The sequence below is a fragment of the Bradyrhizobium sp. AZCC 2262 genome, assembly GCF_036924535.1.
GTDB lineage: Bacteria > Pseudomonadota > Alphaproteobacteria > Rhizobiales > Xanthobacteraceae > Bradyrhizobium.
The window spans coordinates 6015783-6028354 of the sequence record NZ_JAZHRT010000001.1; the positions used below are offsets into that span (position 1 = coordinate 6015783).

11 protein-coding genes are annotated in these 12572 nt (G+C 57.8%); 5 read left to right on the forward strand and 6 right to left on the reverse strand.

Features of this window, described 5'->3' with window-relative positions:
- The first annotated feature begins 3 nt into the window (after positions 1–3).
- Entirely contained in the window at positions 4–1032 is a 1029-nt protein-coding gene (locus V1283_RS28170; RefSeq protein ID WP_334389849.1) for an amidohydrolase family protein, read from the forward strand.
- Positions 1033–1169: 137 nt separating this feature from the next.
- Here V1283_RS28170 and V1283_RS28175 read toward each other — a convergent pair whose 3' ends face one another.
- Entirely contained in the window at positions 1170–1661 is a 492-nt protein-coding gene (locus V1283_RS28175) for a 3-hydroxyanthranilate 3,4-dioxygenase (protein WP_334389850.1), read from the reverse strand.
- A 173-nt stretch (positions 1662–1834) separates the two neighbouring features.
- Here V1283_RS28175 and V1283_RS28180 point away from each other — a divergent pair, with 173 nt between their 5' ends.
- From V1283_RS28180 to V1283_RS28190, 3 genes are all read left to right on the forward strand, one after another.
- Complete coding sequence (locus V1283_RS28180) at positions 1835–2584, forward strand: GntR family transcriptional regulator (protein ID WP_334389852.1); 750 nt, start codon at positions 1835–1837, stop codon at positions 2582–2584.
- 537 nt (positions 2585–3121) lie between these two features.
- Positions 3122–4813 (forward strand): amidohydrolase, encoded by a 1692-nt coding sequence (locus V1283_RS28185; protein ID WP_334389854.1) that lies wholly within the window; start codon positions 3122–3124, stop codon positions 4811–4813.
- Positions 4814–4920: 107 nt separating this feature from the next.
- Complete coding sequence (locus V1283_RS28190) at positions 4921–6606, forward strand: amidohydrolase (RefSeq protein WP_334389855.1); 1686 nt, start codon at positions 4921–4923, stop codon at positions 6604–6606.
- A 75-nt stretch (positions 6607–6681) separates the two neighbouring features.
- Here the strand turns inward: V1283_RS28190 and V1283_RS28195 are convergent, their stop codons facing one another.
- From V1283_RS28195 to V1283_RS28215, 5 genes are all read right to left on the reverse strand, one after another.
- Positions 6682–7479, reverse strand: coding sequence for an IclR family transcriptional regulator domain-containing protein (locus V1283_RS28195; RefSeq protein WP_334389856.1), 798 nt, complete (start codon positions 7477–7479; stop codon positions 6682–6684).
- Positions 7480–7641: 162 nt separating this feature from the next.
- Positions 7642–8490 carry an ABC transporter permease gene (locus tag V1283_RS28200; protein ID WP_334389857.1) on the reverse strand — a complete coding sequence of 283 codons (849 nt, stop codon included), beginning with the start codon at positions 8488–8490 and terminating at the stop codon, positions 7642–7644.
- Positions 8490–9455, reverse strand: a complete 966-nt coding sequence (locus V1283_RS28205) for an ABC transporter substrate-binding protein (RefSeq protein ID WP_334389858.1) — start codon at positions 9453–9455, stop codon at positions 8490–8492. The genes V1283_RS28200 and V1283_RS28205 overlap by 1 nt, the downstream gene beginning before the upstream one ends.
- Positions 9456–9472: 17 nt before the next feature.
- Complete coding sequence (locus tag V1283_RS28210) at positions 9473–10096, reverse strand: ABC transporter permease (protein ID WP_334389859.1); 624 nt, start codon at positions 10094–10096, stop codon at positions 9473–9475.
- Between the two features lie 130 nt (positions 10097–10226).
- On the reverse strand, positions 10227–11024 hold the full coding sequence (locus V1283_RS28215) for an ABC transporter ATP-binding protein (RefSeq protein ID WP_334389860.1): 798 nt from the start codon (positions 11022–11024) through the stop codon (positions 10227–10229).
- 604 nt (positions 11025–11628) lie between these two features.
- Here V1283_RS28215 and V1283_RS28220 point away from each other — a divergent pair.
- Positions 11629–12513: an alpha/beta fold hydrolase gene (locus V1283_RS28220; protein WP_334389861.1), complete on the forward strand. Its 885-nt coding sequence runs from the start codon at positions 11629–11631 to the stop codon at positions 12511–12513.
- Positions 12514–12572: the final 59 nt, after the last annotated feature.

Below are 12572 nucleotides of genomic sequence, written 5' to 3' on the forward strand. Positions count from 1 at the left end.
GCGATGCAGGGCCCGACCAGCCAGCCGAGCAATGAGCCGCAAATGCGGACCGTAGATACCCACCATCATTTCCTGCCTCCAAAATACATGCAGGAAATCGGCGACGACGAAATTGCGCGTATGCTGGTCTCCGGGCGCGCTCCCATGTGGACCCCATCAGCTTCGATCGAAGCAATGGACCGGCACGGCATCGGACTGGCGGTCCTCTCGCTTTCAGCTCCCGCCGTGGCCCCGGTGCGCGCCGGCAGGCGGCCGTCGCTGGCGCGGGAGTGTAACGAGTACGCAGCGCGAATGGGGCGTGACTATCCGGGCAGATTCCGCTCCTTTGGGACACTTCCGTTGCCGGATATCGATGCAAGCCTTTTGGAGCTGACTTACTGCTTGGACGAGCTGACGGCCGACGGAGTCTGCCTGCTCACGAACCACGGCGGAAAGTACCTCGGTGACGAGCACTTTGCTCCGTTGTTCGAGGAGATCGACCGCCGCAGTATCGTCGTCTTCGTCCATCCCACGAACCCGCCCCTGTCCCCACTGCCAGATCTACCTTCCGCGACCTTCGAATTCCCGTTCGAAACGACCAGGGCCGTCGCTAGTCTGCTGTTTTCGGGAGCCTTGTCCAAGTACGCGAATATCAAGTTCATCTTCTCGCACGCGGGTGGGACCGTGCCATTCCTGGCGGAAAGGCTCGCCCGGCTAGAGAGCCGAGAGCATCTTCGGGAGAAGGTAACTCGTGGTGTCATGAACGAGCTCCGCGCTCTAAACTACGACACGGCGCTCTCGGTCAACCCGTTCGCACTCGGCGGTCTGCTTCGTCTCGTTTCGCCCGACCAGGTGGTTTTCGGAAGCGACTATCCACACGCCGGCGAAGCGACGATGGCAAATTCCGTCAAGGCGCTCTCGTGTTTTGGCCTACAGCAGGGATTATTCGACAACATAAGTCGCCATAACGCGATCCGGTTGTTGGATAGGCAAGGGGTTAAAGAGCAGACCAACGTGCACGCATTGTCTGCGACGAAACGGGTCAAAACATAGCATTGAGATAAGCCCAAGAAAGCCCAAAAGGGCACACCGATCCCGTAATTGCGACCGCGACTACGACAGACTTGCCGACGGCATTTCTCTCCGAAAGACACACCCGGCGGAATAGCTTCCCCGGCTGACGGCCGCGCTTAAGGCTTCGGCATCACGTTCCCGCAGCCCTTGCACGTGCGTGCTTGCTCGCTGTCGAAGAAGTTCTTGTAGGCTTTCGAAACCGGATCGGCGCGGTAGTCCTCTACGACGAAGGTCTCTTCGTGCAAGAGATGGTCGCACTTCGGACAAAACCACTGAAACTTGTCGATCTCACCGGTTCTTCTTCCGCGTTCCACGATGAGCGCAAATGCGTCAGGCGGGAACCGCGGCGAATGCGGGGTTCCGGCAGGCATGAAATTGACGGAGCCCTGATCGATGGTGATGATCTGCTCGCCGCCACCGGGCGGGCGGTAGTGCAGCTTCATCGTACCCTTGATCATGTACGTGAACTCGTCGCTGTCGTTGATGTGGAATTCGCTTCGGTATTCGCGGCCCCGAGCCACGAAGGCAAGCGACTCTGGCTCCTGCCATAGAACTTCGACGCGCTTTTGGGATTCCGTAAGCCTCCGGGTAACGGCTTCCAGGTCCACCAGAGGCAACGGAAACATCAGGAAATCTCCCTCAGCCATTTTCTTCGATTTATTACCATATTTCGAAATTCTTCGAAGGTCGACCCTCTCGATAGCGGCCCTCGGTAACTTGCCTGGCAGCAAATCCGATGTACAGTCCGCCGTCCCGGCCGGGACTACCGAGAGGCCGAACGATGACTGAAAGCTGGGGGCCGCCGATCCGCATCGGGTCCGGACTAGAGCCCAAGACCTTGACCGACGCCACCCTTGAGCGGCTTCGGGATGACATCGTATCGGGCCGCTTGAAATCGGGCATAAAGGTCAAATCAGAGAACTTAAAGGAGCTCTACGGGGTCGGTACAAGCCCGATCCGCGAAGCCCTGTTCCAACTCGCCGGGGAAGGCTTGGTCCGCGCAGACGGGCAAAAGGGTTTCCGCGTGGCGGAGCTCAACGAAAAAGAGCTGGTCGATATCGTGGATTGGCGGATCAGACTGGAGGGCGAAGCGCTGCGGCGTTCGATCATCAACGGCGACCTCAACTGGGAAGCCAACGCTGTCGCTGCGCTTTACAAGCTGAAAGGTATCCAATCCACGACCGATCTAAGTAAGGGCAAAGCCGCCGACCTCTGGGAAAAGCGACACCGAGAGTTTCATTTCGCACTGTACTGCATGTGCGGCTCATCCTGGCTATTGCGTTTTTGCGAACTTCTCATCCAAAACGGCGAGCGCTATCGGCGTTCTTTCGTGCAGTACAAAAGCATCGAGCAGTCGATTACCGACGAGCACGAGGCCCTCTTGGCCGCCGCGCTGAAACGCGATACCGCCAAGGCCACCGTCATACTCGAAAAGCACATCCGACATGCCGGCGAATTAGCCCGTAAGCATTTGACCGGATCATCCGCACGCCGCTCTTCGGCGACGGGCCGCCAAACCAAAAAAAAATAGGTGGCCCATTGCGCGGCATAAGCCGCGTCGTCTTACCAACTGTAGAAGAACGTGGTTTTCAGGCGACGAATTTCGCCAACACGGGAGCAAGGGCTGCCGCAGACACGTTGTGGGTCTGCCCTTTAAGCGTTGTTTTGTGCTCCGCGTCGGGAAGAGCTTCGGCGACTGTCAGCACCGCATGTCGAAACTAACTTCGGTCTTCTCACCATCCACGACGAGTAACGGCATCGTCACCGACGCAATCAGCTCGATGGGCAAGGTGTATCCGAAGCGGTCCGGGTCATCGTGAATCCAAAATTCCACGGAACCCGCGTCCTTCAACTTGTGCGCCTACCGCACATATCGTCATATATTGACTCTCCCGCGCGGCGCTCTGACAATGCTGGCCTGAACATCAACCCGCGCGCGGAAGTGTTCGGTGAGAGAACGGAATTCAGCAATCACTGATCGAGCGAGACGTGAGCTTCGGATGCAAGAGAGCCGATCCGACAGAACAGGACGCTTGAACAACGCGTCGAGACTACGAGGAGAAAACCAATGAAGTTATCCCGGCTCGCCCCTGTGGCCGCTGTCTGTGCCTTTACTGCTCTTGGTCCAGGTTTGGCTTTTGCGCAGGTCAAAGCGGACATCGTCTATCGCAACGGCAAGATCTATACGCTAGACGGCAACTCTTCGGTCGCCTCAGATGTAGCGATATGGAATGGGCGGTTCATCGCGGTGGGCAACAACGCGACCGTAAAGCCCTACCTGGCCAGCAGCACTCAGGTGGTCGATCTGCATGGCCAAACGGTGATTCCCGGCCTGAACGACAATCACGCGCACTCGCTTGCCGGCGGCGCGGAGGCGCGCCAGGTGCAACTGCGCGACACCAAGACCGTCGCCGAAGCGCTGGCCCAAATAAAGGCGGCGGCCGCCACCAAGAAGCCCGGCGAGTGGATCCTGGGGACGAGCTGGCACCCCGCCTCCCAACTGGAAGAACATCGCTACCTGACCCGCACCGAAATCGACAGCGTTGCGCCAAACAACCCCGTGCACCTGCGGACAGTCGGCCACATCGCTATGTTCAATTCCGCCGCATTAAAGATCGCCGGCGTCGATCGCAACACGCCCGACCCCGAGGGTGGCGTAATCGAAAAGGACAAGGCTGGCGAGCCGGACGGCATCATGTTCGAGCGCGCGATGAACTTGATCACGCGTCATATTGCGCCGCCGAGCCTGGAAGACCTCGTCGACCAATATGCCGACGCGATGAAGTACGCCAACAGTCTTGGGCTGACCAGTTTGACCGATCCGGGACTCGGACCGACCAATATCCGGGCCCTGCAGCGTTTGATGACCATGGGTCGCATGACCGTGCGCTACAGCGTGATGAATGGCCTCAGCAATAACGTCACGCCCGAACAATACGATCAGGCAACCGAAGGCATCGGAGTGTCATCTGGATTTGGCAACGATTGGCTGAAACTCGACGCAATCGGCGAGATGTCGATCGACGGCGGGATGACGTTGCGGACAGCGTTCACGCGTGATCCCTATCCCGGAGACCCCAACTACCACGGGATACCGTCAACTCCCGCGGAGCGTCTCAATTGGGTGGTCAGCACGGGGAACAAGAACGAATGGAAGTTCGCGATCCACTGCGTCGGCGATGCTGCCTGCGACCGCGTACTCGATGCCTACGAATCGGCCAATAAGGAGAAATCCATTGTCGGACGCCGGTTCGCCATCATCCATGGCAGCATGCTTCGCCACGATCAGATTGAGCGCGCCAAATCGATGGGCGTCATCATCGAACTGCAGAACATCTTCATGTGGGATAAAGCCTCAACCGTCGAACGTTTCCTCGGCGCCGATACCGCCAATCGCGTAATTCCCGACCGGATGGCGATCGACTTGCTCGGCATCGATAAGGTTTCACTGGGTACGGACTATCCGGTGAACCTGCTCAATCCGTTCCTCGGCCTGTATATTGCGGTGACCCGCAAAGACCCTACAGGTCACGTCTACGGCGCTGACCAAGCGATCAGCCGTGAAGAAGCGTTGCGCCTCTACACCACCTCCACTGCGTACGCGACATTTGACGAAAAGAAGAAAGGTTCAGTCGAGGTCGGAAGGCTTGCCGATATGGTCGTGCTTGACCGCGACTACATGACCGTCCCGGTCGAACAAATCAAAGACATCAAACCCGTCGAAACGATCGTCGGGGGCAAGGTTGTCTATCACCGGTAGGGTAAGGACCAACCTGCGAACTCGACGCAGACAGGCCGAGCACCTCGGTCCGCCGCTCTGGGCAAGACGTTACGACGATACAAACGATATCTAGAAAGGGGAAATACATGAGAAGCTTTGAGACGAGCGGATTGGCTGCACTTTGCGCAGTGTGTGTGCTCTACCCGGCGTTGGCGATGGCGGAAATCCAAGCGGACGTCGTCTATACGAACGGAAAGATCTACACGCTTGACCGCAAGTCGTCCGTTGTCTCGGCCGTTGCGGTCCTAGACGGCCGGTTCCTAACGATCGGCAGCGGGGCCTCTGTCAAACCCTACATTGGACCCAAGACCAAGGTCATCGACCTGGCGGGCGCACCCGTCGTTCCTGGGCTCAACGACTCTCATATTCACACGGTATGGGCCGGTGAGGACGCGGTTCGGGTTCAACTGCTGGACGTCAAAACGGTTGCAGACGCGCTCGCCCGGATCAAGGCGTTCGCCGCAACGCGAAAGCCGGGTGAATGGATTCTCGGCGGCACCTGGCTCCCGAACTCCCAGTTGGCGGAACATCGCTATCTGACGGCGGCGGAGATCGATAGCGTCGCGCCCAACAACCCGGTCGCCCTCCCCGGCCACGTGTCGTCGTTCAATTCAGCAGCGATGAAGATTGCGAGCGTTGACCGCAACACTCAGAGTCCGGATGGCGGGGTGATCGAAAAAGACGACGCCGGCAATCCGACAGGTGTCTTTCAAGAGTTGGCATCAAGGCTGGTGACGCAGCACATTCCCGCACCAAGTCAAGACGAGCTTGAAGAGCGTTACCTCTTGGCGATGAAGGTGGCCAACGCCTATGGATTGACCAGCGTGCTCGACCCCGGTTTGGTGCCGCCCAATATCAGAGTGCTGCAGAGGCTCATGCTGACCCATCGGATGACGCTCCGCTATTCTGTCATGTACAAGCCGGACTTCAATGCGTCCCAGGAGCGCTGGGCCGAGGCAACAAACGGGATTGGAATCTCTTCCGGTTCCGGCAACGAGTGGCTAAGGATCGACGCGATTGGCGAGATGCCCGTCGACGGCGGCATGACCTATCGCACGGCCTTTACCCGGGACGCCTATCCTGGCGACCCCAACTACCACGGTGTGGCTGCGATGGCCGCCGAGCACGTCAATTCGAACGTCAGCATCGGCAACAAGAACGATTGGCGCTTCTCGATTCATGCCGTTGGCGATGCCGCTATCGATCGGGTCCTGGATGCCTACGAAGCGGCCAGCAAAGAGAAGTCGATCGTCGGTCGGCGATTTTCCATCGAGCACGGAAGCCTGATCCGCCGCGACCAGCTAGAGCGAATGAAGAAGCTCGGCGTGATCCTCCAACTGCAGAACGCATTCCTTTGGGAAAAGGGGCCCACGATCGAGCGAAACCTGGGCAAGGACGTCGCGCATAGAGTCATCCCCAATCGCATGGCGATCGACATTTTGGGGATCAACAACGTCTCTTCTGGCACCGATTTCCAGGGCAACCTGATGAATCCCTGGACCAATATCTACCTCGCCGTAACGCGCAAGGATTCGAAGGGCAACGTTTATGGCGCTGACCAGGCCATCACCCGGGAGGAAGCGCTGCGGCTCTACACGGTGTCAGGCGCCTACGGGACCTTCGAAGAAGCGATCAAAGGCCCGATCGAACCTGGCAAACTCGCCGACATGGTCGTACTTGACCGCGACTACTTCACGGTTCCGGTGGAGCAGATCAAGGACATCAAGCCTGTCCAGACAATCGTCGGGGGCGATATCGTCTACCACCGATAGAACGAAGGGCTCGCCTGCTGGTCCCACGCCGGCGGGCCAAGCACCTCTAGGACGCCGCTGGAGGTGAGAGCGCTCTTAGATGACCATGGTCTGGGCTTCGGCCGCGATGTCCTTCAATACCGGCAGGAACTCGTCAATCATCTGGCCAATGGAAGCTTGGCCGGTGTGAACGCCGACGTGCACTGCGCAGACAACGCGATTCTGACGGTTGGCTACAGGAACGGCAATCGAGCGGAAGCCCTCCTCTGCCTCTTGATCCACAATCGAAAAGCCTTTCTTTCGATCAGCAATGACACGCGTCCGCAATACGGCCGGATCGACTATGGTCCTGGCCGTCAGTCGCGCCGGCGGCGTATCCAGGATCTTGTCGAGTTCCGCGTCGCTCAAACCTCCGAGCAGCACACGACCGACCGATGTGCAGTAGCTGGGCAAGCGATAGCCGATCCGCATATCCGCCGTGGTGGCCCGAGAAGGACTAGCCCTGGCCACCATCACGACACAGTCGCCGTCGAGGACGCCGGCAGCGGACGCATGATTGAGTTTGTCGCTAACCGTTTGGACGAGAGGCTGCATCACCGTCGCCACTGTGTCGGACGACAGGAAAGCCGACGCAAAAGAAAGAACTCGCGGCGTAAGAACAAACGAATTTCCCTCCGCCCTCAGGTAGCCAAGCTGAACAAGAGTAAACAGTGTCCGGCGCGCGGTCGCGCGCGAAATCTGGAGGCGATTCGCCGCATCGCTCATCGTCATACGCTGCAATTCCGGTCCGAAAAGGTTGAGGATGCGCAGGCTGCGCGCAGTACCTTCGAGAAAGTCTGGCCCGAAAGCCTGTACACTTTCTTCCTCCTCTTGCGATCGGGTCGCTCTCGGCATACGCTAATCCCAGCTGGTTGGCTTTCGCACAAGCATAAAGCCCCTGGGCGGCGATGGCTATCGCGTTCATGCCGGGCAGGCACTCCTGAGCGGGCGTGGACAGAGCCAGTTCGCGACTGCGCCTTGGTAGCTACAGAAGTCCGCGTGGCGCAGCACTACGCGTCATACCTTACCCATCCAAGGTATCAGGCGTGCTTCAACGGCCAGGAACAACCTGTTCAAAATGTACCCGGTCGCCGCGAGATAAATAATGGCAGCGTACATTTGGTCTGGTCGCATGGCATATTGCATCTCTACGATGAAGTAGCCGATCCCACTCGAACCGGCGATCATCTCGGCAATCACGGCTACCACGAGCGCAATGCTGATAGCCGACCTAAGGCCCGCAGTGATCGGCGGTAACGTTGCCGGCAAAATGACCTTCATCATCGTACGGTACCAGCCGACCCGGAATGTGCGAGCGGTCTGCACCAACGTATCGTCAACGGCCTGCACGCCGGAAAACGCATTCGTAAAAACAGGAAAGAAACTCGCAAGCGCCACGATGAATATCTTCAAGGCATCATCGACGCCGAGAAACAAGATCAACGGCGGTATCACGGCCGGCGCTGGTATCGGACGTATGACCTCAATGATTGGACGGATAAGATAACGCAACCAACGATTCACCCCCAGCAGCAGTCCGAGCGTGATACCCGCCACACTTCCCGATGCGTATCCGATTGCTCCGCGCCGCAGAGTCGCCAAGAGCGTCAGCGCGATATCGCCGCCAGCCAATCCACGTAGTGCGGCGAGAAAGACGACGGAAACCGGTGGCCAGTACGAACTGACCACCCAGCCGAGCCGGACCGAAGCTTCCCAAAGGATCAGAAGTGCCGCAATTAGAGCGAGCCCGTACAGCCGCTTTTCCTGCCGGAGCCGGTGCGACCAACCCAAAGAACGCCTCTGTTCCTCGATACGCTTGTTTGCGTCGATGGCCGGTGGGCGACTAGTCTGATTGAGCACAGTCATCACAGCGCGACGGGGGACACGATGTTGGTCAAGTCCAGAGGGCCATTGAGAAGCTTGTTTTCGATCATCAGGTCCATGGTTTTTTTGATCTGCAGCAGATCGCAGCGGAGCGGTGCGGGAGCCATGTCAATCGTCTTTAGAACAGCGACGTTGACCTTTGTGTAGCCGGTGATGATGTTTAGGACATCCTCGCTCTTTACGTTTGCATTGAACCACTCAGCACCACGTCGCAATCCCGCGGCAAACTTCCTTACCGTTTCTGGTCTTTCAGCAAGAAATTTGCCTGTGGTCGCGTATTGGCCCACATCAGCGCCAGGCTGGACCTCAGAATAGGCTTTGGCGATGGCAATAAGCCCAGGTTTCGCAGTTGCAATGACTGAGAATGGCGCAACGACATGAGCGGCATCTACCCGCTTTTGACGTAACGCGTCTTCCATCTGTGGAAACGGCACTTCGCGGTATGCGACCAGGTCGGGATCGCCGCCAGTCTTTTTGATCCAAGCTCTTGAGTAGAGCCAGATCACGTTGTTGCGAGTATTCACGGCAATGCTTTTACCTTCGAGATCCTTTCCGTTCTTTATCCCACTCTCACTGCCGACGATAATCGCCGTGGTGTCCGTATCGACATGAATGATCTTCGTTCCCGCCGCAATCACCTTGAGGTCAAGCCCCTGTTGAACCGCTAGGAGCGTCGACACGACGTTACCGTATGCAACATCGAAGCTGCCAGCTATCAGCGCGGGAATTCCGGTGGCACCGCCAGTTGAAGGGCTTGTGTCGACTTCGAGGCCAAGTTCGCGGAAATACCCATTATGGATAGCGGAGAACAGAGGTGCCACATCGTTAGTAGGGATAATGCTTACGCGCACCTTCTCAAATGTCTGTGCCGACGCCCTGCCAGAAGTGGCGGCCGAGGCCAAAGCCCCGGCAAGTACGCTGCGCCGGGTGAGATTGAACGTCGGCATTATTGCCCTCCCTAAGATCAGGCGCGACCGCGCCATGGCACGAAGCGCTTTTCCATGGCATCGAAAGCGACGGTGAGTCCGCCTCCCAAAGCCACCAAGATTACTATCCAGGCAAACATTTCCCGGATTTGGAACGAACGCTGCAAATCCAGAATTAGAAATCCCAAGCCCGTTTCGCCGGCAAGCATTTCCGCGAGAATGGCCAGCACAAGGCCAAGACCAAGTCCGAGCCGCATTCCCGCAAGAATCATAGGCAGCGTTGCGGGAAGGACAACTGTCCAGATCGTCCTGAATCGCGACACATGAAATGTCCTTGCCGTATCCAACAATACTGGATCGAGCCCTCGGACGCCCTGCAAGGTATTAATCAGGACGGGAAACAGCACCGCCAGAACGATGACCGTCACCATCGTCGTCTTCCCAATCCCTAAGAACAGAAATAGCGCCGGGACAAGAGCAGGCTTCGGAATCGGCCGTATGATCTCGACTAGAGGTTCCAAAAGGCCGTACAGAGCGGGGCTCGTGCCCATGGCAACGCCGAGGCCGACGCCGAGCGCGCACGCGATGGCGTAGCCCGTGGCGAACAAGGCGAAGGTATGCCAGAGGGGGCCAAGAAACTTACCGCTCGCGACGATGGCCACCAACGTCTCGAAGATGCGTGACGGAGGTGGCAAGAGCGTTGGATTGATCCAACGGGCCGCCCCAGCCAACTCCCACAATAATAGAACTCCGGCCAGCGAGGCCGTTCCCACCGCAATCGATGTCCATCTTTCAGTTAAGTACGGCATTCATGTTGCCCCTGCCGAGCAAAGAACTGGTGAGACGATGCCGAAGCTCAAGGAATCGTGCGGTCTCGCGGGTCACGATCTGATCGCGCGGCCGAGGTAAGCCGACCTCGATTGTTTCTGCCAACGTCGTCGGCCTCGCGCTGAGCACTGCAACGCGGTCCGCAAGAAAGATGGCCTCTTCGACATCGTGGGTTACAAGCAACGCGGTAAACTTGTTGCGTCCCCACAGTTCAAGGATCAACGACTGCAACTCCATGCGAGTAAGCGCGTCGACTGCACTAAATGGTTCATCGAGCAACAGAACTCTCGGTTCCGCCGCAAGCGCCCTGGCGATGGCTACACGCTGCTGCATTCCACCCGAAAGCTGCCAAGGGTACTTATTCTCAAAACCCGATAGGCCGACCTGGCGGAGATAGTCGCTACACCGCTGCCGGTTCGTCCGCCGCTGGCTGAGAGGCGCACCTTCCAGCGGAAACATCACGTTCTCGATCACGGTGCGCCACGCAAACAGTGATTTCGCATACTGTTGAAAAAGATAGACGACGCCCTGAGGAGGCGCCGAAACAAGATGGCCGTCGAGGAGGACTCGTCCTTCCGTCGGCGGCATCAAGCCGGCAGCAATGCGAAGGAGGGTAGATTTGCCGCAACCAGATGGACCGACGACCGCCAGGAATTCCGATGACCCCGCCTCAAACGAAATGTTGTCGAACGCGACGAAAGCAGGCTCTCTGCCCGTCCCGCCATAGACCTGTGTCACCTCGTCGAACTTCAGGCTTACCACCGCTCTTCCTCCAATTGGTCTATTCCGGCGCTCGTACGCCCGCCGGTGGCGCCGTACGCACGAACTTGGGACCTCTTCTTCGACATGCCTTGAGTTCGCCTGTCTCGGGTTCCAGACGAATGATGCCTCCGCCCGGACTCGGTGCACTCTTTGGCGCCGCCCAATTCAAGAGACTACGAGCATCAGCGGTGGACCGGCTCATTTCATCTGGCATCGCGCGATCAAAGTCATCGCGTTTCGGAAAGTGTTTTCGACAAGTTGGGCAACGGAACACCTCGCACCGTCGCGAACCCGGTCGCGCATTGTTGTCTCATCCATAAAGGGCACAAATAAGCAATCAGAGGAATGTTCGCCTATCGAACGACCGTTCGTAAGAGCGTAATAGCTGATCTTGGAGCACGCAAGTAAAACTTTGCTTTGAGGATAGGGTTTCAGCGCCTCTCACGACGTGCTTGATTGGCGCCTGTGTCGGTTTGTCTCACTCTCGACCACACATTTAACTTTGGAGAGCAATCGCTCGGCGCTGAGACATCAACCCCATCTAGCCTTCGACGAAGCCACAGACAATTCCGAGCATTTATTCGGCAAGCAGCAGGAGCGAAGAATGCCTTACGCGACGACAAGCGATGGCGTGCAACTGTACTTCGAGGAAACAGGATCAGGACGTCCGCTTATTCTCGTGCACGAATTCGCCGGCGACATGCGCAGTTTCGAACAGCAGATGCGTCACTTCGGAAAACGATATCGCACGGTTGTATACAATGCTCGCGGGTTTCCGCCCTCAGACGTACCGACAGACGTCTCCTCCTATTCGCAGGCTCGAGCGGCAGATGACATTCTCGCTGTGCTGGACCACATCGGTGAAAAGCAAGCCCACGTTGTCGGCCTGTCGATGGGTGGGTTTGCGACACTCCACTTCGGGCTCCGTCATCAGGCGCGCGCATTATCCTTGTGCATTGGCGGCTGCGGCTACGGCGCCGAGCTCGAAAAGCGCGACTCCTTTCGCACGGAGGCAGACATGATCGCCAAAAAGCTCTTAAAAGGCGACATGCCGGCTTTCGCCGAGCAATATTCGCTGGGGCCAACGCGCGTCCAGTTCCAAAGAAAGGACCCGCGGGGGTTTGCGGAATTCAGGCGCATCCTGGCCGAACACTCTCCGCTAGGTTCGGCCAATACGCAATCGGGCGTCCAAAAGGAACGTCCCTCTCTCTATGATCTGGTTGACGAGATGAAGCGCATCACGGTGCCTACATTGATCATTACCGGAGATGAGGACTGGCCTTGCCTGCTTCCGGGTCTGCTGATGAAGCAGACTATCAGTTCAGCGGCCTTGTGCGTAATGCCGAACTCAGGCCACGCCATCAATATTGAGGAGCCGGATGAATATAACCGCATCGTCGGAGATTTTCTGAGCCAGGTTGAAAGCGGACGTTGGCCAAACCGGGATCCGAGGGCACTTCGCAACTCGATCACTGGCATAGACAATTAGCCTACACCGATGCCGGTCGCTCCTCCGAAACATCCGAGCCCATGAGACATCGCCCCCCT